The sequence below is a fragment of the Microbispora sp. GKU 823 genome, from assembly GCF_002027145.1.
In the GTDB taxonomy this organism is placed as follows: Bacteria; Actinomycetota; Actinomycetes; order Streptosporangiales; family Streptosporangiaceae; genus Microbispora; species Microbispora siamensis.
Window position 1 is genome coordinate 1 of the sequence record NZ_MWJN01000036.1, and the last position, 26,982, is coordinate 26,982.

The following is a 26,982-nucleotide window of genomic DNA, read 5'->3' on the forward strand; positions in this document are numbered from 1 at the left end:
GAAAAGAAATCCGCAAGAATCTTGTGCGGATACGCTGCAATTACGGTGCAACTTGCACGAGCGGGCGCGGTAATCTCGGACAGGGCGCCCCTCACCCGCGCGCCCGATCCGCCAGGGCGCGCGCCCACCATCCGGGGCGGGGCGTCGCCGGTGGCGAGCGGCCGGGGCGGCCAGGTCGCGCTGATCTCGGCGGGCCGCCGGGGCGCGGGCAGCACGAGGTCGAGCCCGGGGTCCTGGGCCAGGATGTCCGACTCCAGCTTCCGCAGCGCCGGCCCGGGGTCGATGCCCAGCTCGTCGGACAGGATCGTGCGGGCCGGCGCAGTGCGGCGAGCGCGTCGCCCTGCCGCCCGCACCGGTACAGGCCGAGCGCGAGCAGCCGCCAGCCCTCCTCGCGCAGGGCGTGCTCGGTGGTCAGCGCCTCCAGGTCGGGCACGGTCTCGGCGTGCAGGCCCATCCGCAGCCCCGCGTCGGCGTGCCGCTCCCTGGCCACCAGGCGCAGCTCGCTCAGCCGCGCCACCTCCGCCTCCGCCCAGGACTGGTCGGCGAAGTCCGAGTACGGCGTGCCCTGCCAGAGCGCGAGCGCCGAGTCCAGCCGGGCCCGGGCGGCCTGCGGGCTCTCCTCCAGCCGCTCTCCGGCCGAGCGGACCATGGCCTCGAAGCGCAGCGCGTCCACCTGTTCGGGGGCGGCGCGCAGGGCGTACCCCGACGCGACGGTCACGAGCAGGCGGTTGGGCCCGCCGCGCGGGCGGTTCGGCTCGAGCACGCGGCGCAGCCGGGAGATGTAGACCTGTAACCCCGACTGGGCGCCCTTGGCGGTGTCGTCGTCCCACAGGTCGAACAGCAGGGTGTCCACGGGCACGACCTGGCCGCGTGCCACGAGCAGACGGGCCAGCACCGCGCGCTGCCGCAGCCCGCCGAGGTCGAGCTCGTCGGCGCCGGCGTGCGCCCCCACCGGTCCGAGGACCCGGAACGACACCGGGCTCGTCGGCGGGCTCATCGGGCGCTCCTCCGCTGTCGTGCGTCGTGCCTGCCGGCCGCCGCTGGTCGTCCTATCTCAGGCGTCACCGTATGCGCGCCCGCGAAGGGGCACAAGGCATTCACCAACCCGGACACCCTCACCTTCTCGCCCCGCGAGTGTAGGAGATCGGCAGGGTGACCCGCAGTTGATCAGCGGACGCGGGTGCGGTGCGGGGAGGCGGCCGATCCCGCCTCCGCGGCCGCGGCGCGGGTCTCCCGCCTGCGCAGCAGGGCCCATCCGCCGAGCGCGAGCCCGCCCCACGGGATCTCGATGGTGTAGGTCCAGAAGCCGAACAGCACGGCGGCCGCGGTGGCCCCGCCGGCGGGCTGGCCGAACGCCCCGATCAGCAGCGTGGCGACGCCCCCCTCCATGATCCCCGCCCCGCTGGGCGTGACGAGGGCGCTGGTGAGGACGCGGCTCAGCGCGAAGACGGCGACGGTCTCGGCCGGTCCCGGATAGGAGTCGGTGGCGACCAGGCAGGCGGCCATGATCAGGCACTGCAGGACGAGGAAGGCGACCATCCCGAGCGACAGGCCCGCCCACCGGCTGTGGATGATGTCGGCCGTGTCCCTGCGCAGCCGTTCGATCGCCGCCGACGCCGCGTGCTCCGCCGGGCGGAACCGCGGGGGCGCGAGCCGTACGATCCCGTCGAGGACGCGGCCGAGGACGGCGGCGGCGCGGTCCCAGTACAGCGCCGTGGCGACGACGGCGACGAGGACGAGGATCGAGACGGCCCCGACCCAGCCCGCGTTGGCGACCGTGGGATTGGTGGCCTTGCCCGCGATCAGCAGGCACAGGATCCCCACGGCGGGCAGGATGAACCGGAACAGCGAGTTCCAGATGCCGGTGACCAGCGTGTAGACCACGATCGGCCGGTTGGCGAAGCCCCAGCCGCGGGTCATGCCGAACGTCAGGGCCACGCCCGCCGCCCCGCCGAACGGCAGCAGGTTGCTGACCGCGCTTCCCGCCGCGTTGAGCGTGAGCGCCTGGATGTGCGTGAGGCCGGGCAGCGCGGAGGTCATCACGAACGTGTACGCCCACAGGCTCGCCAGCCACAGGACGGTCATCAGCGCGATCATCTGCCATCCGAGACCGCCGAACTGGTGGCCGATCTCGGTCCAGCTCACGGTGGCGCCGGTCAGCGTGTGCACGATCTCCGGGAGATAGAGCACCAGCGCCGCGGCCAGCCCGAGCGACACCACAGACAGCGCGATCTGCAGCCACTTCCTGTTCACCCGCGTACGCCCCCAGTCCGGTGTCGGTCCTCTCCAGTCTGCCGGGCCTCGGGGGCGGCCGTATCCTCCTGGCGGAGGATCACGACCCTTAAGGGAGTGTCTGCGGGCTGCCGTCGAACGGATGCCGCAGGCGGGTGCCGCGGGGCAGGCCACGGCGTACGTACCACTCGGTGCCGAAGACGAAGCGGTAGGCGAATCCGGGGATCTTCAGCATCGCGCCCAGCGTCCGGTCGCCGTCGCCACCGGTGGCCTGGGTGGCGTGGGCCGCCATCGCCGCCCGCTTGGCCTTGGCGTACTTGCGCACGTTGACCCGGTGCGTGATCGCGTCCCGGGGCGAGTAGGCGCGTTCGAAGCTCCGCACGTCGATCGCCGGGTAGAACCGGGAGGCCAGCCGTACGCCCCTGAGCAGCAGGTCGCGGTCGACCGTCGCCTCCAGCACGATGGGCGTCCCGGCGATCTCGGCGGCCCGGCTGCCGACCCGGTAGACCTGCACGTGGTCGGGGTGGCCGTAGCCGCCGGCCGGGTCGTAGATCGTGAGCAGGTCGGCCGTCTCCTCCTTGAGCACCGCGGCCAGCCGTTGCGCCGCCTCCTCGATGTCGGCGTCGATGAACGCGTTGTCCGGCCGGTCGTCGGCCACGCCGCCGTCGATCGCCAGGCCGGAGTCGCCGTAGCCGAGCAGCACGACCCGGGCGCAGCCCAGGGCCGCGGCCGAGCGGTGCAGTTCGTCCATGCGGGCCCTGCCCAGTTCCTCGCCGTGCGGGAGGTCGGCGAGGCCGCGCTCGCCGGCCGTCGCGACGACGAGCACCACGCGGTGCCCCTCGTTGGCCAGCATGGCCATGGTCCCGGCGGTCAGCAGCGCCTCGTCGTCGGGATGGGCGTGGAAGAACACCGCCGTCCTCATCGCGCCCCACGGAACGTCGTCATCGCGTGCTCCACTCGTCTGCGCCGCCGGTTCCGCCCATGATCCCACGTGGCCCGGGTCGCGTGACGCGGCCCTCCCCGTGAGCAGTCCGGATGGGCGTGCGGTTTGATGGGCGTGGCGCGCTCTGACACGCTGACCCGGTGAGGATTCTTCACGTCAGCGACTGCTACCTGCCCCGGCTCGGAGGGATCGAGGTGCAGGTCGCCGACCTCGTCAGGGCTCAGCGTGAGGCGGGCCACACGGTCGAGGTGGTGACGGCGACCCCGGGGGAGCGGCTGCCCGGAGTGCACCGGGTGGTCGCGAACCTCCCGTTCGACCTGCCGGTCCATCCGCGCGGCACGGGGCACCTGCTCCGGATCATGACGAGCGGACGGTTCGACGTGGTGCACGTCCACACGGGAGCGGTCTCGCCGTTCGCGTGGATGGGAGTGCGCGCGGCGGTCCGGGCCGGGCTCCCGGTGGTCGCGACCGTCCACAGCATGTGGGACCCGGTCACCCGGGGCGTCTACCGGGCGCTGCAGGCGGCCTTCGAGTGGCGGCGCTGGGGCCTGGTCCTCACCGCCGTCAGCGAGGCCGCCGCGCGCCCCATCCGCGCCGTCGCCGGACCCCGGGTGCCCGTGCAGGTGGTGTCGAACGGCCTTGACGTGACCTCGTGGCGGCCCGAGCCCGGCGCCGTACGGGACGCCGGGGACGAGACGGTGCACGTGGTGGCGGTGGGCAGGCTGGCGCCGCGCAAGCAGCCGTTGCGGCTGCTCAAGCTGATGGAGACGGCGCGCAACCGGGTGCCGAGGGACATCGCGATGCGCGCGACGATCGTGGGCGACGGCCCCGCTCGTGGGCGCATGGAGCGCTACCTGCGGGCGCGCCGGATGGGGTGGGTGTCCCTGCCGGGCAGGTACAGCCGGGAGCAGATCAAGGATCTGCTGGCCGTGGCCGACGTGTTTGTGGCCCCGGCCCCGCGCGAGTCGTTCGGCCTGGCCGCGCTGGAGGCCCGCGCGGCCGGCGTGCCGGTGGTCGCGCGGGCGCAGAGCGGCGTGGCCGACTTCGTCAGGCCGGGCAAGGAGGGCCTGCTGGGCCGCACGTTCGACGACCTCGTCGCCTCGGTCGTGCGGCTGGCTCGCGACTCCGCCCTGCGTCAGTCGATCGCCGAGCACAACCGGGAGACGGAGCCGGTCCGGTGCTCCTGGCCCGCCGTGCTCGAGGGCTTCGCCCACTGCTACGAGCTGGCCAGGAACTGATCCGGGCCACCGGGGTCTAGTAGGGGAGGACCCTTCCCGAGGGGGTGCGCAGGTCGACCGGGGCGGGAGTTCTCGGTGGCCGCGGTCGCGGCACGATCTGCACCTTCTTCATCGGGGCCCTCCTTTCGGCGGTGTCCGTCAGCTGGTGCCGTCATGATTCCCATGAATTGGCCGAAATTATCCTCCGCGCGTCAGTTCTTGTTCTTGTAACGTGCGCTTCTCGGTCATCCGGGCGTCGCAGGCGGCCGTCGGAACTACTCGCAGGCCGTGGTCCTGTCCGCGCCGGGGCCGCCGTTGCAGTCGTCGGTGCCGGCCCCGCCGTTGAGGCCGTCGCCGCCGCTGCCCCCGTTCAACTCGTCGTTGCCGGCGTTGCCGCTCAGGTCATCGTGGGCGCGCGCCGCCGTTGAGCTCGTCGTCGCCCGCGCCCCCGCGCAGTTCGTCGTCCCCGGGGCCGCCGTTGACCTCGTCGTTCCGGCGTCACCGCGTACGTCGTCCGCGCCCTGCCGCCGTCGAGGGCGTCGTCGTCGTTCCGCCGCGCAACACGTCGTCGCCGGCCTCGCCGCGCAGGCGGTCGTGCCGTCCCGCCGCGCAGGTCGTCGTCGCCCCGCCGCCGCGCAGGTCGTCCCTGCCGCGCCCGCCCCTGAGCTCGTCGTCGCCGTCGCCGCCGTACACCACGGTGGGCAGGGGGACGTTGATGTCCGCCGCGATGACGACGACGTCGTCCTCGTCACCGGCCACGACCTTGATCTTCTTGATCACATTGCCCACCAGGACGGCCTCCCCACCGCGGGGATCGGGGCTGCAGCCCTTGATCGGGCCCGCCTCGTCCTGCACCGCCAGGGAGTAGCCGGTGAGCCCGGGCGCCTGGACGGTCACCTCGTTGGCCACCCCCGGCGTCGCCGTATAGATGAGCGTCGTCTGGGAGACCGTGCACGTGCCGGCGTAGGCGGGCTCGGCCGCCGCGGCGCCGGCCGGGGGAAAGGCGAGCGCCAGCACCGCCGCCGGTGCCACGAGCAGCCGTCGGCGTGCGAACAGATGACTGGTCATCGGGGAGTCCCTTCCTACGAACCGGGGCAAAGTGAACCTCAGGGTTGTACGCATCGTGAGACGGGTCAATAGACGGCACGGCGGGAAAGGGAACGGTCCAAGTCGCGGGGCCGGGCCGGCCGGGATGTGAGCGCTCACCCACTGGCCGGGCGATCAAGATCTATCTGATAAGCGCGGCGTGCTCGATTTGGCGCCGTTTCGCGAGCGCCCTCTCGATGTGCTGCTCCATGATCCGCGCGCGTTCGTGATCTCCCTGCCGGGCGCTGGCGGCGGCGAGATTACGGACCACCCGGAGTACGGCTCCCGCGACTTCCTGCAGATGCGTTTCCCGATGCCAGGTCTCGCTGAGCGGATCGAGGCCGAGGACATTCAGCATGGCCCGGACCGACCGGCATTTCCGGGTGGCCCGTTCGCGGTCCCCTGCCGCCAGTGCCGCGTTGCCCTCGGCCACCGCGCCGTGCACGGCCGCGAGGGCCTGCGGCACGTTCAGGTCGTTGTCCATGGCCTCGCTGAACTGCGGGGGAAGGGACGCGGCGGAGTCGGAGCCCACCCGCAGCACGAACCTCTCGACACGCCGGTAGGCCGCCGCCGCCTCGTCGAGGGCGTCGGGGCTGAATTCCACCGGCGACCGGTAATGGGCCGCCGCCAGGTAATAGCGGAGTTCGGCCGGCCGTACGCGGTCGAGCAGGGCGGGGACGGCCAGCGGATTGCGGAGGTGTTTGCGTATCTTCTCGCCCCGGTGCGTCACCGGCCCGTTGTGCAGCCAGAATCGTGCGAATGAATCCCCGGCGGCCCGCGACTGGGCCATCTCGTTCTCGTGGTGCGGGAATATGAGATTGGCCCCGCCGCCGTGGATGTCGAATTCCGCGCCCAGATATCTGCGGGCCATCGCGGAACATTCCAGGTGCCACCCTGGGCGCCCCTCGCCCCAGGGTGAGTTCCACACCGGCTCGCCGGGTTTGGCGCTCTTCCACAGCGCGAAATCGCGCGGATCGCGTTTTCCGTGCTCGTTCTCCTCGGCCGCCCGCAGATGCCTTGCCTGCTGGCGTGAAAGCGACCCGTAATGCGGGTAGGAGCCCACCGAGAAATAGACGTTGCCGTCGGACTCGTAGGCGTGCCCGGACGCGACGAGCTGCTCGACCATCTCGATCATCTCCGGGATGTGTCCCGTCGCCCGCGGCTCCACGCTGGGCGGAAGGCATCCCAGGGCGGTGTACGTGCGGACGAAGGCGCGGTGGACGGGATCGGTGATCCGCCACCAGGGAACGCCCTCGGAAATGGCCCGGTTGATTATCTTGTCCTCGATGTCGGTGACGTTCCGGCAGAGCAGGACCTCGTATCCGCTGATTTTCAGCCAGCGGTGCAGGATGTCGAAATTCACCTGCGACCTGAGCTGCCCCACGTGCGGCGGAACGACGACGGTGGGACCGCAGAGATAAATCGACACCATTCCAGGAATTCGGGGGACGAAATCGCGGACGGCGCGGCGATGCGTATCGTAAAGGCGAAGACCCACCTAGCCGAGGGTAAGCGACTTATCCGCTCGCTGTCGATAGCGCGGGCCGACCCCGGCCCGCACAGCGGGAAATGGCGATTGTGAGGCCGGGGAATAAGGACGATCCGCCCGCTGGTTGGGGCAGGCATGGAGTCGACGAAACGGGGCCGCGTCCGGGTGGAGACGACGGCCAAGCGCGTGCGCGTCTACGTCGAGGGCCGGGCGGTGGCCGACACCACCCGGGCCCTGCTGGTCTGGGAGGCCCCCTACTACCCGACGTACTACTTCCCGGCGGACGACGTCCGCGTGGAGGAGCTGAAGGCCACGGGAGAGACGCGGCACTCGCCCAGCAGGGGCGACGCGGCGGTCCATGACGTGGCCGGCCGGCCGGGCGCCGCCCTCGTGTACGGGGACGACGCGCCGCTGGAGCAGATCCGGGGCCACGTCCGGTTCGACTGGAACGCGATGGACAACTGGTTCGAGGAGGACGAGGAGGTCTTCGTCCACGCCCGCGACCCGTACACCCGGGTGGACATCCTGGCCAGTTCGCGCCACGTCCGGGTGGAGGTGGGCGGCGTGACCGTCGCGGACTCGCGCAGCCCGCGCATCCTGTTCGAGACCGGCCTGCCGCCGCGCTACTACCTGCCCAAGACCGACGTGCGGCTGGACCTGCTGCGCCCGTCCGAGACCGTGACGCACTGCCCGTACAAGGGCCGCGCGGTGTACTGGTCGGTCGGCGAGGACGAGTCCGGCAAGGACCTCGTCTGGTCGTATCCCACGCCGCTCCCGGAGTCCCAGAAGATCGCCGGGCTGGTCGCCTTCTACGACGAGAAGGTGGACGTGTACGTCGACGGCGTCCTCCAGGACCGCCCGAAATCCAAGTTCGCCTGACCCCCGCTGCCGCTGAGGCGAGGCCTCAGCGGCGGATGACGTGCAGGACGCTGGCGATGCGCTCGGCGGCGGTGACCACGTCGGAGGCGTGCCCGATCCGGCCGGCCCAGGACAGCCAGTACCACCACTCGCCGTCGCTGGCGTTGGACGCGAGCACGTCCTCGGCCATCGTGGGCTCCATGGGGTTGATGACGCGCAGACGCGGATAGAGGCCGGCCGGCGCCGTCAGGCGTACCTGGAAGGAGTGGGCCTCGAGCTGCGCGGCGAGCCTCTCCAGGTGGTCCATCGCCTCGCTGCGGTCTACCGTCGTCATGGTCAGCCTCCGGGGAACGTCAGGACCTATCACCGGAAAGGGTGAACCCGCAACGACCCACCGGCAATCGCGCGGATTCCCCGAAACCGTGCAATAACCAGGGAACTAACCCGGATTCCGTGGAACACACGCGGGTTCGCGAACACGAAGGCATAACAGTCCCGGGGGGTTGTGTGCCTGCGCGTTTACCGTGGGGAAACAACCGTAAACGGGGACCGCTTCACCAGTGGAGGGCGTGCACATGGCCCGCGGAGAGCACTCACCCGCTTGCGCGCGTCGCTGGCGCGAACAGGCACAGGTACGGCAGTGGACGCTCTGGCAGACCGTCCAGGCGATCCACGGGTGTTGCGGCGTCAGCCTGCTGAAGGCCCACCGGCTCGGCCGGGGGTGGTCGGCCCGGCAGGCCATCGAGGAGCTGGAGCACCTGTGCGAGCAGCAGAACCTCGGCCACCCGCGGGCAAGCATCGACCTGCTGAACGCCTGGGAGAACAACCGGGCCCGCCCGCGTCCCCAGACCATCGACCTGCTGGCCCGGCTCTACCGGGCCAACGCCGTACGGCTCGGCCTGGCCGCCGATTACTGCGAGGACCCGGGCGGGCAGAAGATCGTCGTGGTGGGGCCGGGCCAGACCGCCGAGCAGGCCCGGGCCGAGGACCCGGCCGCCGACGACGCGGAGCGCCGGGCGCTGTTCCACCAGGCGATGCTGATGGGCACGCCGAGCGGCCGGTTCTTCGCGGAGATCGAGGGCCTGCGCCACGACCTCGACCGCACGCTGGCCGGGGGCACGGTGAGCGAGGACCAGCTCGACCGGCTGGACGAGCAGGTGCTGCGCTACCGCAGGGAGTACATGACGACCCCGCCGACGCCGATGCTCTGCCGGGTCATGCTGGAGATCTCCGACGTGCGCCGGCTGAGCGCCGTCCGCCAGCCGTCGTCGGTGCAGCGCCGCCTGCTCACCGCGACCACGATGCTCACCCTGCTCGCCGCCGACGCGCTGATGAAACTGGGTGACACCCGCCAGGCCCACGCCTGGTACGGCACCGCCCGCGCCGCCTCCGACGACGTGGGCGACCTGCGGCTGCGTGCGCTCGTGCGGGCCCAGCAGACCATGCTCCTCTACTACTACGGCGACCTGAACGAGACCGTGCGGCTGGCCCGCGAGGCGCGGATGCTGGCCGGCTCGGCCCCCAGCTCGCCGGCGGCGCTGGCGGCGGCGGCCGAGGCCCGCGCGCTGGCCAGGATGGGGGACGGCAAGGCCGCGAGGATCGCGCTCGCCGAGGCGGAGCAGATCTTCGCCCGCATGCGCGGCATCAGCCAGGACGACCTGGCCTTCGTCTTCACCGAGAAGCGGTTGAAGTTCTACCGCACCGGCACGCTGATCGAGCTGGGGGACGCCCAGCAGGTGCAGGGCATCGACGGGTTCCCCCCGGGCTTCCAGACCATCGACCCGGCGCTGATCCTGCTCGACCAGGCGAGCCACCTGGCCAGGAACGGCGACCACGAGGAGGCCTGCAGAATCGCGGCGGACGCGCTGCGGCAGGTGCCGGCCGAGCACCGCACCTCGATCGTCGTCACCCGGGCCAGGGCCCTGCTGGCCGACGCCGACCCCGCGCTGCCCGCCGTACGGCGCCTGCGGAGGGTGCTGTCGGAGTCGTCGCCCACGCTCGCCCTCAGCGGGCTGTTCCCCGCTGCGGACCTCCCCGTCGCCGAGAACGCCGAGAACGCCTGAAACCGCCATGAGGACGATGGAGCCGGCACCGCTGGCCGAGGAGGCGTTCGGGGTCCTGCGCGAGGTCTGCGCGAAGATCGGCGTGGACGCGCGGGGCGCGCGGCTCCTGCGGCTGCGCAGCAACGCCGTCTTCAAACTGCGAGGGGACACGGCGCGCGGGGAGATGGTGGTGCGGATCGCGACCGCGCCGGACGCGCTGACCCGGCTGCCGGTGGTCGTGGCGGTCGCCCGCTGGCTCGCCGACCGGGGCTTCCCGACCGTGCGGCCCGCCGACGAGATCGCCGACCAGCCGATCGTGCACGACGGCCGGGCGGTCACCTTCTGGCGGTACGTCCCCTCGCGCGGCCGCCCGACGACCCGGCAGCTCGGCCGGGTGCTGCGCAGCCTGCACCGCGAGCCGGTGCCGCCGGTGGGGCTGCGGACGCTCACCGACCCGCTCGCCGAGGTCCGGCACGCGGTGGAGCACCGGGCCGAGGTGCTCACCGCCGGCCAGCGGTCCTGGCTGAGCGACCGCATCGAGGAGCTCACCGGGCGCTGGCGCGACCTGGACACCGGCTCGCCGGTGCTGCTGCACGGCGACGCCTGGATCGACAACCTGCTGCGCTGCCAGGACGGGCACGTGGTGCTGTGCGACTGGGACGGCGTGGCCGTCGGCCCGCGCGAGTGGGACCTGGTGCACACCTACCACGGGCAGCGCCGCTTCGGCCTGTCGGCGGCCGACGTGGACGAGTTCGCCCGCGCGTACGGCTCGGACCTGCGGCTGTGGCCCGGCTACAGCACGCTGATGGAGGTGCGGGACATGTACGCCGTGGGCATCCATATCCGCAACGCCTCCGGCGACCCGTTCTCCCGGCAGGAGCTGCCCCGGCGGCTCGACTCGCTCACCCGCGGTGACGGGCACGCCCGCTGGTATATGGCCGCACCGGCATAGCCTCGGGTAATCGCGGGTACTCTCCGTACAGGCTGCGAGTGTCGCAGTGGACAATTCCTGAAAACATGGTTTGTAAAAAGCGCACCCGGGTCATCCCGGCGGCGGATATGCGCGCACTTCCAGCGTCTCACGCGGTCGCGCAACGAATCCGCTACGCAGCCTCATGCTCCCGACCTGGGAACATGGCGTAGCTTCCAAGAAGGAGAAGCAGTTGTCTGAAGGCACTGTCAAGTGGTTCAACGCCGAAAAGGGCTTCGGTTTCATCGCTCCGGACGACGGCACCGCTGACGTGTTCGTTCATTATTCGGCGATCAACTCGAACGGTTACCGTACGCTGGACCAGAACCAGAGAGTCAGCTACGTGACCGTTCAGGGCAACAAGGGACCGCAGGCCGAACAGGTCACGCCGCTCTAGGACGTGACACACGGTGACATCGCGGCCGTGACCGGCCGCGCCGGCGGTACCACGTCGGCCCGCGCCGCTCCGGCGGCGCGGGCCCGATGTTTTGCCGTTCTTTTACCGGGCATCGGGAACGGTCATGAGACTGAGCATGACCTCCGATCTGTGGTGGAAGAACGCGGTCGTGTACTGCCTCGACATCGAGACCTTCGCCGACGGCAACGGCGACGGGATCGGTGACTTCAGGGGCGCGATCCAGCGCATCGACCATCTGGACCGGATGGGCGTGACGTGCATCTGGCTGATGCCGTTCTTCCCGACGCCGGACAAGGACGACGGCTACGACATCACCGACTTCTACAGCGTCGATCCCCGCCTCGGCACGCTCGGCGACTTCGTCGAGTTCATGCGGGTGGCCAGGGACCGCGGCATCAGGGTCATCGCCGATCTCGTGGTCAACCACACCTCCGACCAGCATCCCTGGTTCAAGGAGGCGCGCTCCAGCCGGGACTCCCGCTATCGGGACTGGTACATCTGGTCCGACAAGCCGGAGCCCGACGATCCCAAGGGCATCGTGTTCCCCGACAAGGAGGACAGCCTCTGGGAGTACGACGAGAAGACCGAGCAGTACTACTTCCACCGGTTCTACCGGTTCCAGCCCGACCTGAACACCACCAACCCCGAGGTGCAGGACGAGATCTCCCGGATCCTCGGGTTCTGGATGGAGCTGGGCCTTTCCGGCTTCCGGGTGGACGCCGTGCCGTTCCTCGTCGAGCAGGTCACCGACAGCGGCGACCTGCCCGACCCGCACGAGTTCTTCGCCTGCCTGCGGGCCTTCCTCAGCCGCCGCGACGGCAGCGCCATCCTCCTCGGCGAGGTGAACCTGCCGTACGACGACCTGGTGCGCTACTTCGGCAACGATCTCGGCGACGAGATCACGATGTGCTTCGACTTCATCACCATGCAGCGGACGTACCTGTCGCTGGCCCGCCAGGACTCCGGCCCGCTGGCCGCCGCTCTGCGGGAGCGCCCCAAGGCGCCCAGGGACTCCCAGTGGGCGACGTTCGTCCGCAACCACGACGAGCTCACGCTCGACAAACTGAGCGACGCCGAGCGCGAGGAGGTCTTCGCGGCCTTCGGCCCGGACAAGAACATGCAGCTGTTCGGCCGGGGCCTGCGCCGGCGCCTGCCCACCATGCTGGGCGGCGACCTCGACCGGATCAAGATGGTCTACAGCCTGCTGTTCTCCCTGCCGGGCACCCCGGTGCTCTTCTACGGCGAGGAGATCGGCATGGGGGAGAACCTGGAACTGGAAGGCCGCCAGGCCGTCCGGACGCCCATGCAGTGGACCCCGCACCGCAACGGCGGCTTCAGCGACGCCGACCCCTCGAAGGTGCAGATCCCCATGCCCACCGGGGACTACGGCCCCGAGAAGGTCAACGTCAGCGCGCAGGAGCGCGACCCCGACTCGCTGCTGTCGTGGATCACCCGGCTGATCCGCCACTACCGCGACTGCCCCGAGTTCGCGTGGGGCGAGTACGCGGTGCTCGACACCGGCGTGGACGCCGTGTTCGCCCACCGCGCCGACTGCGACGGCGAGACGGTCGTGGCCGTGCACAACCTCGGCGAGACCGAGGTCGAGGTGGAGATCGGGCTGGACGGGCTCGACTCGTCCAAGGTCCTGACCGACCTGCTGGTGGACGGCACGGTCGAGATCTCCGACGACGGCCGGGCCCGCTTCCCCATGGGCAGGTACGGCTGCCGCTGGTTCCGCGCCTCCACCCCCGAGACGGCCCCGGCCGATTCCGCCGACGTCTCCTAAGGGATCCCTCAGGGGCGGCTCGGGTGGATCTCCGATGGGCCGCCGCCCTCCCCACGGCCAGAGTGAAGAGCCATGGGGATGGTCTTGGGATACGTGCTGGTGGCGACCGGCGCCGTCGCGATGTTCGCGTTACACCTGGTGGCCGGGCTCGACCCGCTCACGGCCATGATCAGCGAGTACGTCTTCGCGCCGCACGGATGGCTGCTGCCGGTCTCGCTGACGTCGATCGCCGCGGGCTCGGCCGTGCTCGCCGTACGGCTGGCGCGGCTGGACCGGCGCGCGGCGCTGCTGGTGGGCGTGTGGAGCGCCTGCCTGCTGCTGGTGGCCGGGTTCCCGACCGACCGGCCGGGGCTGTCGCTGTCGCTCTCCGGCGGCATTCACCGCTATGCCGCCTTCGCCGCTTTCGTCAGCCTGCCGCTGGCCGGGCTGCTCGTCGCCCGGACCACCCGTTCCCGTCTGGTGCGCGTGCTGTGCGCCGTCGCGCTCGGCTCGCTGCTCCTCGTGGTCCTGCCGTACGCCTTCCGGATGCTGCACCTCGACCCCGGCACGGTGCCGGCCGGGCTCACCCAGCGCCTCACCGTTGTCTCGGAGGTGGCGGCGCTGGTGAGCATGTCGATGTCGGCGGCAAGCTTGACGGCAAGGTCAGCCGCCGCAGCTCTGGTAGGTGAAGGTGCCGGCCCTGACCTTGTAGGAGTCACGCACCCGGGTCTTACCCGTCCGGGTGTCGACCCTGAGGATGGTCACGTGGTCGACCTTGGCCGAGCGGATGAGGTGGAGCGTGACCTCGTGCTCTCCGGTCCAGTCGATCATCTCGACCGCGGCGTCCGACGGCAGGGAGAAGCCGACGGAGCCCGTCGTCTGGTCGGTGGTGGCGTCGTAGAAGCGCAGCCGCGCCTTCTTGCCGGCCCCGGTGACGAACGCGACCGTGCGGTCGTCGGAGGACAGCGCCCACGGTACGTTGGCGGCCACGATCTGGGGCGGGACGACGCGGGCAAGCTCGTCGCCCTCGGTGTCGTAGACGCCCAGCTCGGTGGTGTTCTCGTCGGTGTCCTGCTCCACGAGGACGGCTGAGCCGTCGCCGCTGAAGCCGCTGAACGTGCCGAACGCCGTGATCGTGCCGGTCTCGCGCGCCCCCGGGACGTCGAAGATCCGGGCCCTGTTGCTGCCGTCCTTCACGCTGTAGCCCAGGATCAGGCGGGCGCCGTCCTGGGAGAGCCGCACCCAGGCGTCGTCCATGCCGACGCCGCGGGGGAGAAGCTTCTTCGGCATGACGTGCACAGGACCCATGGCGTGCGCAGAGCCGTGGAACTCGCGCACCACCAGGCGGTGGTCGGACTTGCGGAAGTAGGCCACCGACTCGCCGTCGCCGCTCACCGAGAGCGGGGCCTGCATCTCCTTGTTCGGCTTGCCCTTGGCGGTCAGCGGCCACACCATCGCGTCCTTCAGCGTCACCCGCTTGCCGTCGAGCAGGTCCAGCCGCCAGGTGTGGCACGGCGTCGTGGCGCCGTCCTTGGCCGTGCAGGCGTCCACCGAGGCGTAGCGAATCGAGTGGTGTGCGGCCGCGGCGGCGGGCGTGGCCGCCGCGGAGATCGTGAGCGTGGACAGGGCGAGGCCGATCAGCCCCAGCGTGATCGGCAGGGTGGGGTGCCGCATGACTGTCTCCTTTCTGGGAGGTCATGCATTGGACCCGCCCCGGACCTCTCCGGTTCGTCACAAGTCGATTGCGTACGCCTGGCCGTCGAGCATCTCGAGCGCGTCCTCGATGGCCCGGTGGAAGGTCGGATAGGCGTACATCATGTGCCGCAGCCGCGTCGTGGGGATCTCGTTCTGCACCGCCACCACCAGCGCGCCGAGCACCTCCCCGCCGACCGGCCCGGCGCTCGTGGCGCCGACCAGCACGCCGCGCCGCGCGTCCTCCACCAGCTTGACGAAGCCCTCGTGCCCGGCCCCGTGGATCCAGCCCCGGGCCGACTCCTCGACGGAGGCGAAGCCCACCCGCACGTCGAGCCCGGCCTCCCGGGCCTCCCGCTCCGTCAGGCCGACCGAGGCCACCTCGGGGTCGGTGAACGTGACCCTGGGCACCGCCCGGTAGTCGGCCGGAGGGCCGCCCTCGCCGAGGATGTCGCGGGCCGCGATCCTGCCCTGGTAGACGGCGACGTGTGTGTACGCTCCCCGGCCGGTCACGTCGCCCACCGCCCACACGCCGTCGGCGGCCCGCATCCGCCCGTCCACGGTGACGAACCGGGCGCTCTCGTCGAGGCCCGCGTCGCCGGCGCCGATCGCGGCCAGGTCGGTCCTGCGCCCGGTGGCGACCAGCAGACGTACGGCGTGGAGGGTCCGGCCGTCCTCCAGCGTGAGGGTGAAGCCGCCCTCGTCGTGCCGCACCCGCTCGGCCGCGACGCCGGTGTGCGTCTCGATGCCCTCGCCGGCGAACACCCGGGCCAGCAGCACGCCCGCCTCGGGCTCCTCCCGCGCCAGCAGACGGTCGGCGGCCTCCACGACCGTCACCCACGTGCCGAACCGGGCGAACACCTGGGCGAGTTCGCAGCCGATCGCCCCGCCGCCGAGCACGATCAGCGACTCGGGCACGCACCGCGCCACGACGGCGTCCCGGTTGGTCCAGTACGGCGTGTCCTCCAGGCCGTCGATCGGGGGGGACGGCGGGACTGGTCCCGGTCGCGAGGACGATCCCGCGCCGCGCCCGCAGCACCCGGCCGTCCACGGTCACCTCCCGTGGCCCGGTGATCCGGCCGCGGCCGCGTACGAGGTGGACGCCCGCGCTCTCGAAGTGCTCCGCCCTGGCGTCGTCGCTCCAGCCGTCGGTGGCCTCGCCGCTGATCCGGTCGATCACCGGGGCCCACTTGGGGGAGACCCGGACCGAGCCGGCCATGCCGGGCACCCGCCGCGCCTCGGCCAGCAGCCCCGCGGCACGCACCATCATCTTGGAGGGGACGCAGCCCCAGTAGGCGCACTCGCCCCCGATCAGGCCGGCCTCCACGCCGGCGACGCTGAGGCCGGCCTCCGCGAGCCGTCCCGCGACGTCCTCCCCACCGGGTCCCAGGCCGAGCACCACCACGTCGTACATGCCGTCCATGCCGGTCAACTGCCCAGGCAGACGGAGCCGTACCGTGCGGGAGACCCGGGATGACACGAGGGGCGGGCCCGACGCGGGCCCACCCCTTACCGTGCGCGGTCGGTCAGATGAGACCGAGAGCCCGTACGGCGTCCCGCTCCTCGACCAGCTCGTTGACCGAGGCGTCGATCCGCTCACGGGAGAACGCGTCGATCTCCAGGCCCTGGACGATCTCCCAGCGGCCGTTCCTGGACACCACGGGGAAGGAGGAGATGAGGCCCTCCGGCACACCGTAGGAGCCGTCGGACGGGATGGCGGCCGAGGTCCAGTCGCCCTCGGGCGTGCCGTTCACCCAGTCGTACACGTGGTCGATCGCCGCGTTGGCCGCGGACGCCGCCGAGGACGCGCCGCGCGCCTCGATGATGGCGGCGCCGCGCTTGGCGACGGTCGGGATGAAGGTGTCGCGCAGCCACTCCTGCTCGACCTGCTCGGCCGCGATCTTGCCGCCGACCTCGGCGTGGAAGAGGTCCGGGTACTGCGTGGCGGAGTGGTTGCCCCAGATCGTCATCTTCTTGATCTCGGTCACCGGCACGTTCAGCTTGCCCGCGAGCTGCGAGAGCGCGCGGTTGTGGTCGAGACGGGTCATCGCGGTGAACCGCTCGGCCGGAACGTCGGGAGCCGCGGACTGCGCGATGAGCGCGTTGGTGTTGGCAGGGTTGCCCACGACGAGCACGCGGATGTCGTCGGCCGCGTGGTCGTTGATGGCCTTGCCCTGCGGGCCGAAGATGCCGCCGTTGGCCTCGAGAAGGTCGCCGCGCTCCATGCCCTTCGTACGCGGGCGGGCGCCGACGAGCAGCGCGACGTTGGCGCCGTCGAAGGCCTTGGCCGGGTCGTCGGAGATTTCGATGCCCCGCAGCAGCGGGAACGCGCAGTCGTCGAGCTCCATCGCGGTGCCCTCGGCCGCCTTGACGGCCTGCGGGATCTCCAGAAGGCTGAGCTTCACCGGGGTGTCTGCCCCGAGGAGCTGGCCCGAGGCGACGCGGAAGAGCAGCGCGTAACCGATCTGGCCGGCCGCGCCGGTGACGGTCACTTTGACGGTCATGACGATCCCCATTCGCGATATGTGTGACTCACGGATGCTACCCGTCGGCCCGTATCCCCTCGTGAGCAGGTAGCACTGTGTTTCCCGCGTCGCTCGTCGGAGCGCTCAGATCCGCCATCTTCCCTCGTCACCGCTTGGTCGCTTCGCTCCCGCGCGGCTCCTCAGTCCAGATTGGCGGCGCGCCCCTCCGGCTTGCTCGGTTTCCGGCTTCCGCGCGTCGGGGGCGGTCTGGAGGGGACATCCGGCCCCTGGCCACGCGTTTCGCCTGCGAAAGGGTGAAACTTTCACGAAACACGCAGGTGACTTCAGCCGTAACGGCGTGACGGAATCCCTGCTCGGACGCGGGGTGAACGCCGGGCCGCGACTTCGCCGCACATCCGCCCTTGACGGGTCTCTGTACGGCGCCGGGGGCGGTGCCTATGGTTCGTGGGAGCGCTCCCAAGCGCAGTATTCATCGCCAGGAGGACCTTCCCAATGAGATCCACCCCCCGACCGGGAGCCGTGAGCTCCACGGTGCGCCGCGGCCTGGTCGCGGCGGCCGTGCTCGCGCTCGGTTCCACGGCGGCCGTCGCCACCGCCACATCGGCGAGTGCCGCGGTCTCGTGCAAAGTCAACTACACCGCCAGCGAGTGGCAGGGCGGCATGTCCGCCAACCTGACCATTCAGAACCTGGGCGACGCGCTCAGCAACTGGACGCTCACGTTCACCTTCCCGAACAGCAGCCAGAAGGTCAGCCAGGGCTGGTCGGCCAACTGGAGCCAGTCGGGCAGCAACGTGACCGCGACCGCCCTGGACTGGAACAAGTCCCTGTCCACCGGCGGCTCGACGAGCATCGGCTTCAACGGGTCCTGGAGCGGCAGCAACCCGGCGCCGACCGACTTCAAGATCAACGGCGTCTCCTGCAACGGCACCCCGCAGTCGCCGTCGCCGTCGCCGTCGGCCTCGCCGTCGAAGTCCCCCTCGCCGTCCCCCTCGGCCTCTCCCTCCGCTTCTCCCTCGGCCTCCCCCTCCGCCTCTCCGTCGGCCTCGCCGTCGCCGTCGCCCTCTCCGTCCACCTCGCCGCCGCCGCCCGGGACCCATGTGGACAACCCGTACGACGGTGCGACGGGCTACGTGAACCCGGACTGGTCGGCCAGCGCGAAGTCCGAGCCGGGCGGCTCGCGGGTGGCCAACATCTCCACGGCGGTCTGGCTGGACCGCATCGCCGCGATCAGCTCCGGCTCGGCCGGCAACAACAGCATGGGCCTGCGTGACCACCTCGATGAGGCGGTCAGGCAGGACGCGGCCAACGGCAGCGCGCCTCTGACGATCCAGGTCGTCATCTACGACCTGCCGAACCGCGACTGCTCGGCGCTCGCCTCCAACGGTGAGCTGAAGATCGCGCAGAACGGCCTCGCGCGATACAAGAGCGAGTACATCGACGTGATCGCCGGAATCATGGCGGACCCGAAGTACTCGAACCTCCGCATCGTGACGGTCATCGAGCCCGACTCGCTGCCGAACCTGATCACCAACGTGAACGCGTTCCAGGCGTGCCAGGAGGCCCAGTCCTCGGGCGCCTACGTCCAGGGCGTGCAGTACGCGCTGAACAAGCTGCACGCGATCTCGAACGTGTACACCTACGTGGACGCGGCGCACCACGCCTGGCTCGGCTGGGACAGCAACTTCCAGCCGATGGTGAACCTCTTCTACCAGGTCGCGTCCGGCACCACCGCGGGCGTGAAGAGCATTGACGGTTTCATCGTGAACACCGCCAACTTCTCCGCGACGGTTGAGCCGTACTTCAACATCAACACCACCGTGAACGGCCAGTCGGTGCGCCAGTCCAAGTGGGTCGACTGGAACTGGTACGTGGACGAGCAGTCCTTCGCGGTCGGTCTCCGCAACGCCTTGGTGGCGAAGGGCTTCCCGAACACCATCGGCATGCTGATCGACACCTCCCGCAACGGCTGGGGCGGCGCGGCCCGGCCGACCAAGGCCAGCACCTCCACCGACGTCAACACCTTCGTCAACGAGTCGCGCGTCGACCGCCGTATCCACGCCGGCAACTGGTGCAACCAGTCCGGCGCCGGCATGGGCGAGCGGCCGAAGGCGAACCCCGCCGCCGGTCTCGACGCCTACGTCTGGATCAAGCCTCCGGGTGAGTCCGACGGCTCCAGCACCGCCATCAACAACGACGAGGGCAAGGGCTTCGACCGGATGTGCGACCCGACCTACACCGGTAACAACCTGAACGGCAACAACATGTCCGGTGCTCTGCCGAACGCCCCGGTCTCGGGCCACTGGTTCTCCGCGCAGTTCCAGCAGCTCATGCAGAACGCCTACCCGCCGCTCTCGTAACCCGAGGCGTGCCAGGCGCACAAGAAAGCGGGCCCCGTCGCACTGCGGCGGGGCCCGCCCCTTTTCCCGGCCCTGTTTTCCGGCCATGGGGCCGGGTCAGGTGTAGTGGTTCGACCTGCTGCTCCGGGTGAGCTTGAGCACGACCGACACGATCAGCGCGATGGCGCCGATGATCAGAACCCACTTCAGCGCCCCGAAGATGAGCCCGATGACGGAGCCGAGAAGGAAGAACCCGACGATTACGGCTGCGGCGATGAGGAGAATGCGTCCCATACCTTCACCGTACGGGCCGCCCTCCCGCCGATCACAGGGCCGAAGGCCAAGTTCAGGGCAGACTCAGGGTCATCTCAGGGTGGGGGAGGGGGCCCGCTGGAGCGTCAGTCGTTGGCGTGCAGCGCGGCGTTGAGCTCGATGCCCCTGCTGTCGCGGGACACGGCCTCGACCGCCCCGGTCGTCGAGTTGCGGCGCAGCAGCAGGCCCGACTTGCCCGACAGCTCCCTGGCCTTCACGACCGCCCCGTCCGGCAGGGTGACCTTGGTGCCCGCCGTGACGTACAGCCCGGCCTCCACCACGCAGTCGTCGCCCAGCGAGATGCCGATGCCGGAGTTGGCCCCGAGCAGGCAGCGCTCGCCGATCGAGATGACCTCCTTGCCACCGCCGGACAGCGTGCCCATGATCGAGGCCCCGCCGCCCACGTCGGATCCGTCGCCCACGACGACCCCGGCCGAGATGCGGCCCTCCACCATGGAGGCGCCGAGCGTGCCGGCGTTGTAGTTGACGAAGCCCTCGTGCATGACCGTGGTGCCGCTCGCCAGGTGGGCGCCGAGCCGTACGCGGTCGGCGTCGGCGACCCGCACCCCGGAGGGCAGCACGTAGTCGACCATGCGGGGGAACTTGTCCACGCCGTAGACGGTCACCGGACCACGGGCCCGCAGGCGCAGCCGCACCTCCTCGAAGCCCTCCACCTTGCACGGGCCGTGGTTGGTCCACACGACGTTGGCCAGCAGCCCGAAGATCCCGTCGAGGTTCACCGTGCGCGGCCGGACCAGACGGTGGGACAGCAGGTGCAGGCGCAGGTACACGTCGTGCGCGTCGACCGGCGGGGCCGACAGGTCGGCGATGCCGGTGCGCACGGCCACGACCTCGACGCCCCTGGCGGGGTCGGGGCCGACCAGTTCCGCCATGCCCTCGCCGAGATCCTCGCCCGCGATCGGCTCGGTGCCCACGGCCGGGGGCTCGCCCAGCGCCGGGAAGGGGAACCAGGTGTCCAGCACGGTGCCGTCCGCGGCGATCGTGGCGAGGCCGATGCCGTACGCACCCGAGCTGGTGGAGTCGATAGCTGTCATGTGCACCTACGCTACCGGCTCACGACGCGGCATCACCTGGGCGGACGAGGCCCGACTCGTAGACGTACCGGACGGCCTGGGCGCGTCGACGACCCGGCCCGTGACGGCGGGTCGAGCAGCACCTCACCCCGGGCGGCGCTGCGGATCGCGGCGAACAGGTGCTCGGGGGGCGAGACCTTGAGCAGGAAGCCGCTGACCCCGGTGTGCAGGGCCCGGTCGAGGTTCTCGTCGGTGTCGTAGGTCGTCAGCATGATCACGCGCGGCGGCTCGGGCGCGGACAGGATCCGCCGGGCCGCCTCCAGACCAAACAGCGCGGCCCGCTCCCGCATGCCGATGAGCCCGTGGCCGCCTTCCTGCCCGGCGCAGCTCGTCCACGGCGGCCCGGCCCGTCTCCTCGATCGACGCGAGCACCTGCCGCTCACGCTCCTGGTCCTCGCGCAGCCGGGATCGTCGGCGTCTCGATGATCCGTATGCGCGACGAGGAGTGGGCGACCTCCGCCGCCGCGTGACCTGCGTTAACGCACTGTTTCAGTGGGTTTCAGGTTGAAGGGGGGGATTACGGGGAAAGCTGACTCGGCACGACCGAGTCGCGTAAACATCGGCCCGATGGGGGGCGAATGACCGACGTGCAGAGGTACGCCCGGGACTGCTTCCGCGGGGTCACCTCCGACCGGTTGGGCGTCGAGCTGGAGTTTCTGGTCTTCGACGCGGACAACCCCGCGCTTCCCGTCCCCATCGCCCGGATCGCGGGCGCGCTCCCCGCGCTCCCGGGTGGCAGCCGGGTGACGTTCGAGCCGGGCGGGCAGCTCGAACTGTCCGCCCCGCCGGACGTCCTGCCCGCCGCGATCGCGAAGCTCACCGCCGACGTCGACGCCGTACGGCGCGCGCTCGCCCGGGCCGGGCTGCGGCTGGGCGGCCGCGGCCTGGACGCCCTCCGCCCGCCCCTGCGGCAGTTACGAGAGCCCAGGTATGAGGCGATGGCCGCGTTCCTGGACTGGCCGGACGGCCTGACGATGATGTGCTCGACGGCGTCGGTCCAGGTCAACCTGGACTTCGGCGAGGACCCGCGAATCCGCTGGGAACGGTCCCACGTGCTCGGCCCCGTGCTGGTCGCGGCCTTCGCCAACTCGCCCGCCGGAGGGTGGGTCTCCGGCCGCCAGGCCGTGTGGAGCAGGCTCGACCCGAGCAGGACGGCGCCGGTTGCACGGAACGGCGACCCGGTGGACGACTGGGCGCGCTACCTCCTCGACGCCCGTCTCATGCTGGTCCGGGGGGACGGCGGCCTCCTGCCGGTCCTCGACGGCTCGGCGTTCCGCGACTTCGCCCGCGTGGCCGGGCGGCCCCCCGGCGAGGCCGACCTCGCCTACCACGCCACCACGCTCTTCCCGCCCGTACGGCCACGGGGCTGGCTGGAGGTGCGCTACCTCGACGCGCAGGGGGCCGCCGAGTGGCCCGTGTGTGTGGCCGTCGTCCACGCGCTCGTCACCGACGACCGGGCCGCCGAGGCTGCTATGGAGGCCGCCCGGCCGTCGCCGACCGGTGGGGGACGCCGCCCGCCTCGGTCTCGCCGACCCCGACCTGCGCCGCTCCGCCTCGGCCTGCTTCGCCGCCGCCGCCGAGGCCCTGCCCCGCCTCGGGGCCGAGCCCTCGCTGGTCGCCCGCGTGCGCGCGTTCGCCTCTCGGCACATCGAATCCGGCCGATCGCCGGCCGCCGACCAGATGGAGGAGATGTTGGCGTGACCGATCTCGACGCCGTCCTGGGCAACGCCGGCCCGACCGGCCTGAAGGAGCGGATCGCGGCCGAGCTCGCCGCCGTACGCGAGCGGTCGCTCACCTACACCGACGCGGACGACGACATGCTCGTGCGCCAGCACTCGCCCCTGATGTCGCCGCTGGTCTGGGACCTGGCGCACGTCGGCAACTACGAGGAGCTGTGGGTCCTGCGCGAGGTGGGCGGCATCGAACCGCTGCGCCCGGAGATCGACCACCTCTACGACGCGTTCAAGTATCCGCGCAAGGACCGGCCGTCGCTCCCGCTGCTCGGCCCCGCCGAGGCGAGGAAGTACATCTCCGGCGTGCGCGGCCGGGTGCTCGACGTCCTCGACCGGGTGGACCTGACCGACCCCGATCCGCTGCGGGCGGGCGGCTACGTCTTCGGGCTGGTGCTGCAGCACGAGCACCAGCACGACGAGACCATGCTCGCCACGCTCCAGCTGTCCCGGCGGCCCGGCCTGGTCCGCGACGGGGAGCTGCCGCCGGGCAGGCCCGCCGCCGAGCCCGAGGTGCACATCCCCGCCGGGGTCTTCACGATGGGCACCGACACCGTGGCCTGGGCGTACGACAACGAGCGGCCCGCCCACCGGATGTACCTGCCGGGCTACTGGATCGACCGCCATCCCGTCACCAACGGGGCCTACCTGGAGTTCGTCGAGGACGGCGGCTACCGCGACCCGCGCTGGTGGCTCCCGCAGGGCTGGGAGTGGGTCGAGCGCAACGGCGTGGAGGCCCCGCTGTTCTGGACGCGCGACGGCGACACCTGGTGGCGGGTCCGCTTCGGCCGGGAGGAGCCCGTGCCGCCGGACGAGCCGGTGCAGCACGTCTCCTGGTACGAGGCCGACGCGTACGCCCGGTGGGCGGGCAAACGCCTGCCGACCGAGGCCGAGTGGGAGAAGGCGTGCGGGGGCCGCACGTACCCCTGGGGTGAGGCCGATCCCGGCCACCTCGCGCGCTGGGCCAACCTCGGCCACCGCGCGGCCCGGCCCGCGCCCGCCGGGGCGTACCCGGACGGCGCCAGTCCCTACGGGGTCGAGCAGCTCATCGGGGACGTGTGGGAGTGGACCGACTCCTGGTTCCAGCCCTATCCCGGCTACCGGTGCTTCCCCTACGAGGAGTACAGCAAGGTCTTCTTCGGGGAAACCTACCGGGTGCTGCGCGGCGGGTCGTGGGCTACCCATCCTTGCGCCGTCCGCACGACCTTCCGCAACTGGGACTACCCGATCCGGCGGCAGATCTTCGCCGGGTTCCGCTGCGCCCGCTCGGAGGAGTGAGGGGATGTGCCGCCACGCGGCGTGGCTGGGCCCGGCGCGGTCCCTGACCACGCTCATCAGCGACCCGGAACACGGCCTGCTGCGCCAGTCGTACGCGCCGCGCCTGCAGAAGTACGGCACGGTGAACGCCGACGGGTTCGGCTTCGGCTGGTACGACGGGTCCCGGCCCGTGCGCTACCGCCGTACGGTGCCCATCTGGGCGGACGCCAACATGCCCGGCCTCGCCGCGGCGGCCCGCTCGTCCTGCCTGATCGCGGCGGTGCGATCGGCCACGGTCGGGATGCCGATCGAGGAGACGGCCACCGCGCCGTTCGCCGACGGGCCCTGGCTGCTCAGCCACAACGGGCGGGTCAGGCGCGAGGCCGTCCGGCCCCTCGCGGCCGACGCGGAGAGCGTGTGCGACTCGGCGTGGCTCGCCGCGGCCGTGTTCACCCGGTTGCGGGACGGCCTGCCGCTCGCCGACGTCCTGCCCGCCGTCGTCCGCGCGGCCGCGGAGGGCGACCCGGAGGCCCGGCTCAACCTGCTCGTCACGGGAGGTTCCCACCTGGCCGCCGTCGCGTGGGGCGACACGTTGTTCACGCACCTGGTGGAGGGGGTGCTCGTCGCGAGCGAGCCGCTTGACGACCGGCCGGGCTGGCGGGCCGTGCCCGACCGCAGCCTGCTGCTCGCGTCTCCCGACGGCGTTTCGGTGACACCCATCGATTGAGAGGCGACCATGGTTACCGATCATCTCGGCGGCGACTACCTGCGCCAGGCCCTGGAGAACGACGTACGCGCAGGGCTCACCTCGTCGCCCAAGTGGCTGCCGCCCAAATGGTTCTACGACGCCGCGGGCAGCGAGCTGTTCTCGCGGATCACCCGGCTGCCGGAGTACTACCCCACCCGGCGCGAGCTGGAGATCCTGCGCCGCCGCGCCATCGACGTCGCGGCGCTCAGCCGCGCCGACACGCTCGTCGAGCTGGGCTCGGGCACCAGCGAGAAGACCGTGCTGCTGCTCGACGCGCTGGCCAACGCGGGCACACTGCGGGCCTACACGCCGGTGGACGTGGACGACGTCACGCTGGAGGCCGCGGCGGAGCGGCTCGCCGTACGCTATCCCGGCCTGGACGTACGGCCGGTGCGCGCCGACTTCGAGCAGCACCTGGCGCTGCTGCCGAGGACCGGCAGGCGGCTGGTGGCCTTCCTCGGCGGCACGATCGGCAACCTTCCGCCCGCCGCGCGGGAGGTGTTCCTCAAGGAACTGCGGGCCACGCTGCGGCCGGGCGACACCCTGCTGCTCGGCACCGACCTGGTGAAGGACAGGGAACGGCTGGTCGCGGCGTACGACGACCCGGGGGGCGTGACGGCCGCCTTCAACCGCAACGTGCTGCACGTGCTCAACCGGGAACTGGACGCCGGGTTCGAGCCGGAGGCGTTCGAGCACGTGGCGCTGTGGGACGAGGACAACGACTGGATCGAGATGCGACTGCGGGCCACCCGGCCCATGGAGGTCCCGATCCGGGCGCTCGGGCTCACGGTCGCCTTCGCCGAGGGCGAGGAGACGCGCACGGAGATCAGCGCCAAGTTCCGCAGGGAGGGCGTGCTCGACGAGCTGTCCCGGGCCGGGTTCGCGGTCTGCCGCTGGTACACCGACAGCGCCGGCGACTTCGCGCTGACCCTGGCCGCGGTCACCGGCTGAGCGCCTGCCCACCGCCCACGGGTGAGACGCCCGCGGGCAGCGGCAGGCGCAGGACGAAGCGGGCGCCGCGCGGTGAGTCCTCGACCCGCAGCGTCCCGTGGTGCGCGTCCGCCGTGACGCGGCACAGGGCGAGGCCCAGTCCGGTGCCCTTGGGGTCGCGGCGGCGCCCGTCCTTCAGGCGGACGAACGGCTCGAAGACCCGCTCGCGGTCCTCCGGGGCGATGCCGTCGCCGTCGTCGAGCACGGTGACGACCGCCTCGTCCCCGGCCCGCCCGACCGTGACGTCGACCCTGCTGTACGCGTGGCGCTGGGCGTTGACCAGCAGGTTGGTCAGCACGCCGCACAGCTGGACCCGGTTGCCGAGGACGGTCACCTCGTCCTCGACCTCGACGTGCACGGGCACGCCGTCCGTGCGGGCGGCGGCCTCCTCCCGCACGAGCGCCCCGAGGTCGACCGGCTCGGGTTCGGCCGTCGCGGCCGTTCGGACGCGGGCGACCGTCAGCATCTCGTCGATGATCGCCTGGCACCGCTCGGTGGTGCGCACCGCCGTACGGATCGTCTCGTACGGATCGGTCTCCTCGCGGTAGAGCAGGGCCTCCTCCAGCTGCGTGCGCAGCCCGGCGAGCGGGGTCCGCAGCTCGTGGGAGACCATCGAGGCGAAGTGCCGCTGCTGGCGCACCGAGGAGTCGAGGCGTTCGAGGAAGTTGTTGGAGGCCCGCGCGAGCTCGGCGATCTCGTCGCGCCCGGGCGGCTGGGGGACGCGCAGGCTCAGGTCGCGCACGCTGATCTCGGTCACCATCTCGCGAATCTCTCTGACCGGCCGCAGCGTGCGGCCCGCGGCGCGCCAGCTCGCCCAGGTCCATCCGGCGGTCATCAGCAGCACTCCGATCGCGATGAACAGTTCCAGCCGCCGCGTGGCCAGGAGGGCGGGCTCGGTCCTCCCCGCGTACACGGCGTGCGGCTCGCCGTCCCAGAACAGCCGGGACTGCACCGGCAGGACCCGTACGGCGGTGAGCACGACGCACCGGCCCTGGTCCGGGCACTCGATCCGGTACTGCAGGCGGTCCTGGCCGCTGGGGAAGGGGGAGGTCAGCGGGGCCCGGCCGCTCGCCGACCGGCTGGCCGTGATCACCCGGTTGCGGGAGTCGACGAGCTGCACCAGGTCCTCGTGCGTGGCCGGCGGCTCGGGGATGCCGTTGGGGCCCATCGAGGCGATCCAGTCGGTGGCCACCCGCTGGGTGTCCATGAAGAGATGGCTGTGGATCCGGTTGCGTACGGCGATGTCCAGCCCGAACCCGATCACCGTGAGGACGAGGAGGGAGAGGACCGCGCTCATCAGGGCGGTCCGCGCCTGG

Annotated in this window: 23 protein-coding genes and 4 pseudogenes; 12 read left to right on the top strand and 15 right to left on the bottom strand. The window is 71.5% G+C overall.

Going from position 1 to position 26,982, the window contains the following annotated elements:
* Positions 1-91: 91 nt before the first annotated feature.
* The 3 genes from B1L11_RS20015 to B1L11_RS20025 all read right to left on the bottom strand — a co-directional run bounded on the left by B1L11_RS20015 (position 92) and on the right by B1L11_RS20025 (position 3,154).
* Positions 92-997 carry an AfsR/SARP family transcriptional regulator gene (locus B1L11_RS20015; protein ID WP_256862722.1) on the bottom strand — a complete coding sequence of 302 codons (906 nt, stop codon included), beginning with the start codon at positions 995-997 and terminating at the stop codon, positions 92-94.
* Positions 998-1,167: 170 nt separating this feature from the next.
* Positions 1,168-2,253: a lysylphosphatidylglycerol synthase domain-containing protein gene (locus tag B1L11_RS20020; protein WP_079315898.1), complete on the bottom strand. Its 1,086-nt coding sequence runs from the start codon at positions 2,251-2,253 to the stop codon at positions 1,168-1,170.
* Positions 2,254-2,341: 88 nt separating this feature from the next.
* Positions 2,342-3,154 (bottom strand): PIG-L deacetylase family protein, encoded by an 813-nt coding sequence (locus B1L11_RS20025; RefSeq protein ID WP_079315899.1) that lies wholly within the window; start codon positions 3,152-3,154, stop codon positions 2,342-2,344.
* A gap of 161 nt (positions 3,155-3,315) precedes the next feature.
* Between B1L11_RS20025 and B1L11_RS20030 the strand changes: the two genes are divergently transcribed.
* Complete coding sequence (locus tag B1L11_RS20030; protein WP_079315900.1) at positions 3,316-4,413, top strand: glycosyltransferase family 4 protein; 1,098 nt, start codon at positions 3,316-3,318, stop codon at positions 4,411-4,413.
* Positions 4,414-4,794: 381 nt separating this feature from the next.
* On the opposite strand, the pseudogene B1L11_RS55000 reads toward B1L11_RS20030, so the two are convergent.
* From B1L11_RS55000 to cysS, 3 genes and pseudogenes are all read right to left on the bottom strand, one after another.
* A pseudogene (locus B1L11_RS55000) lies at positions 4,795-4,872 on the bottom strand (hypothetical protein); the annotation flags it as partial.
* Between the two features lie 18 nt (positions 4,873-4,890).
* Positions 4,891-5,460 (bottom strand): hypothetical protein, encoded by a 570-nt coding sequence (locus B1L11_RS20035; RefSeq protein WP_079315901.1) that lies wholly within the window; start codon positions 5,458-5,460, stop codon positions 4,891-4,893.
* Between the two features lie 160 nt (positions 5,461-5,620).
* Positions 5,621-6,976 carry a cysteine--tRNA ligase gene (cysS, locus tag B1L11_RS20040; protein WP_079315902.1) on the bottom strand — a complete coding sequence of 452 codons (1,356 nt, stop codon included), beginning with the start codon at positions 6,974-6,976 and terminating at the stop codon, positions 5,621-5,623.
* A gap of 126 nt (positions 6,977-7,102) precedes the next feature.
* Here cysS and B1L11_RS20045 point away from each other — a divergent pair, with 126 nt between their 5' ends.
* The gene (locus B1L11_RS20045; protein ID WP_079315903.1) at positions 7,103-7,846 is read left to right on the top strand and encodes a DUF427 domain-containing protein; all 744 of its coding nucleotides are present in this window, start codon (positions 7,103-7,105) and stop codon (positions 7,844-7,846) included.
* A gap of 25 nt (positions 7,847-7,871) precedes the next feature.
* Here B1L11_RS20045 and B1L11_RS20050 read toward each other — a convergent pair whose 3' ends face one another.
* Entirely contained in the window at positions 7,872-8,159 is a 288-nt protein-coding gene (locus tag B1L11_RS20050; protein WP_079315904.1) for a hypothetical protein, read from the bottom strand.
* Between the two features lie 241 nt (positions 8,160-8,400).
* On the opposite strand from B1L11_RS20050, the gene B1L11_RS20055 reads away from it, so the two are divergent.
* From B1L11_RS20055 to B1L11_RS55005, 5 genes and pseudogenes are all read left to right on the top strand, one after another.
* On the top strand, positions 8,401-9,888 hold the full coding sequence (locus B1L11_RS20055; protein ID WP_256862723.1) for an XRE family transcriptional regulator: 1,488 nt from the start codon (positions 8,401-8,403) through the stop codon (positions 9,886-9,888).
* A gap of 16 nt (positions 9,889-9,904) precedes the next feature.
* Complete coding sequence (locus tag B1L11_RS20060) at positions 9,905-10,819, top strand: phosphotransferase enzyme family protein (protein WP_204051390.1); 915 nt, start codon at positions 9,905-9,907, stop codon at positions 10,817-10,819.
* Between the two features lie 211 nt (positions 10,820-11,030).
* The gene (locus B1L11_RS20065) at positions 11,031-11,234 is read left to right on the top strand and encodes a cold-shock protein (protein WP_079315906.1); all 204 of its coding nucleotides are present in this window, start codon (positions 11,031-11,033) and stop codon (positions 11,232-11,234) included.
* A gap of 136 nt (positions 11,235-11,370) precedes the next feature.
* Positions 11,371-13,041 (top strand): alpha-amylase family protein, encoded by a 1,671-nt coding sequence (locus B1L11_RS20070; RefSeq protein ID WP_256862724.1) that lies wholly within the window; start codon positions 11,371-11,373, stop codon positions 13,039-13,041.
* 165 nt (positions 13,042-13,206) lie between these two features.
* Positions 13,207-13,593: pseudogene (locus B1L11_RS55005) on the top strand (DUF998 domain-containing protein); the annotation flags it as partial.
* A 90-nt stretch (positions 13,594-13,683) separates the two neighbouring features.
* Here the strand turns inward: B1L11_RS55005 and B1L11_RS51380 are convergent.
* The 4 genes and pseudogenes from B1L11_RS51380 to B1L11_RS20085 form a co-directional block, all read right to left on the bottom strand.
* Positions 13,684-14,694, bottom strand: a complete 1,011-nt coding sequence (locus B1L11_RS51380) for a hypothetical protein (RefSeq protein WP_256862726.1) — start codon at positions 14,692-14,694, stop codon at positions 13,684-13,686.
* 57 nt (positions 14,695-14,751) lie between these two features.
* Positions 14,752-15,630, bottom strand: a complete 879-nt coding sequence (locus tag B1L11_RS20080) for an NAD(P)/FAD-dependent oxidoreductase (RefSeq protein ID WP_372974703.1) — start codon at positions 15,628-15,630, stop codon at positions 14,752-14,754.
* A gap of 121 nt (positions 15,631-15,751) precedes the next feature.
* A pseudogene (locus B1L11_RS51385) lies at positions 15,752-16,135 on the bottom strand (FAD-dependent oxidoreductase); the annotation flags it as partial.
* Positions 16,136-16,238: 103 nt separating this feature from the next.
* Entirely contained in the window at positions 16,239-17,216 is a 978-nt protein-coding gene (locus B1L11_RS20085; RefSeq protein ID WP_079315954.1) for a malate dehydrogenase, read from the bottom strand.
* 474 nt (positions 17,217-17,690) lie between these two features.
* On the opposite strand from B1L11_RS20085, the gene B1L11_RS20090 reads away from it, so the two are divergent.
* Positions 17,691-19,556 (top strand): glycoside hydrolase family 6 protein, encoded by a 1,866-nt coding sequence (locus tag B1L11_RS20090; protein ID WP_079315908.1) that lies wholly within the window; start codon positions 17,691-17,693, stop codon positions 19,554-19,556.
* Positions 19,557-19,652: 96 nt separating this feature from the next.
* On the opposite strand, the gene B1L11_RS46970 is transcribed toward B1L11_RS20090, so the two are convergent.
* The 3 genes from B1L11_RS46970 to B1L11_RS20100 form a co-directional block, all read right to left on the bottom strand.
* The gene (locus tag B1L11_RS46970) at positions 19,653-19,829 is read right to left on the bottom strand and encodes a hypothetical protein (RefSeq protein ID WP_179155236.1); all 177 of its coding nucleotides are present in this window, start codon (positions 19,827-19,829) and stop codon (positions 19,653-19,655) included.
* 104 nt (positions 19,830-19,933) lie between these two features.
* Complete coding sequence (gene dapD, locus B1L11_RS20095) at positions 19,934-20,902, bottom strand: 2,3,4,5-tetrahydropyridine-2,6-dicarboxylate N-succinyltransferase (protein WP_079315909.1); 969 nt, start codon at positions 20,900-20,902, stop codon at positions 19,934-19,936.
* Positions 20,903-20,934: 32 nt separating this feature from the next.
* On the bottom strand, positions 20,935-21,324 hold the full coding sequence (locus B1L11_RS20100) for a response regulator transcription factor (RefSeq protein WP_179155237.1): 390 nt from the start codon (positions 21,322-21,324) through the stop codon (positions 20,935-20,937).
* 195 nt (positions 21,325-21,519) lie between these two features.
* On the opposite strand from B1L11_RS20100, the pseudogene B1L11_RS48425 reads away from it, so the two are divergent.
* The 4 genes and pseudogenes from B1L11_RS48425 to egtD all read left to right on the top strand — a co-directional run.
* Positions 21,520-22,371 (top strand): annotated as a pseudogene (locus tag B1L11_RS48425) (glutamate-cysteine ligase family protein); the annotation flags it as partial.
* Between the two features lie 267 nt (positions 22,372-22,638).
* On the top strand, positions 22,639-23,949 hold the full coding sequence (gene egtB, locus B1L11_RS48430) for an ergothioneine biosynthesis protein EgtB (RefSeq protein WP_372974705.1): 1,311 nt from the start codon (positions 22,639-22,641) through the stop codon (positions 23,947-23,949).
* A gap of 4 nt (positions 23,950-23,953) precedes the next feature.
* The gene (gene egtC / locus B1L11_RS20110; protein WP_079315912.1) at positions 23,954-24,655 is read left to right on the top strand and encodes an ergothioneine biosynthesis protein EgtC; all 702 of its coding nucleotides are present in this window, start codon (positions 23,954-23,956) and stop codon (positions 24,653-24,655) included.
* A 9-nt stretch (positions 24,656-24,664) separates the two neighbouring features.
* The gene (gene egtD, locus B1L11_RS20115) at positions 24,665-25,627 is read left to right on the top strand and encodes an L-histidine N(alpha)-methyltransferase (RefSeq protein ID WP_079315913.1); all 963 of its coding nucleotides are present in this window, start codon (positions 24,665-24,667) and stop codon (positions 25,625-25,627) included.
* Here egtD and B1L11_RS20120 read toward each other — a convergent pair.
* Positions 25,617-26,963, bottom strand: a complete 1,347-nt coding sequence (locus B1L11_RS20120) for a HAMP domain-containing sensor histidine kinase (protein ID WP_079315914.1) — start codon at positions 26,961-26,963, stop codon at positions 25,617-25,619. The two genes, egtD and B1L11_RS20120, sit on opposite strands and share 11 nt — an antisense overlap.
* Positions 26,964-26,982 lie beyond the last annotated feature (19 nt).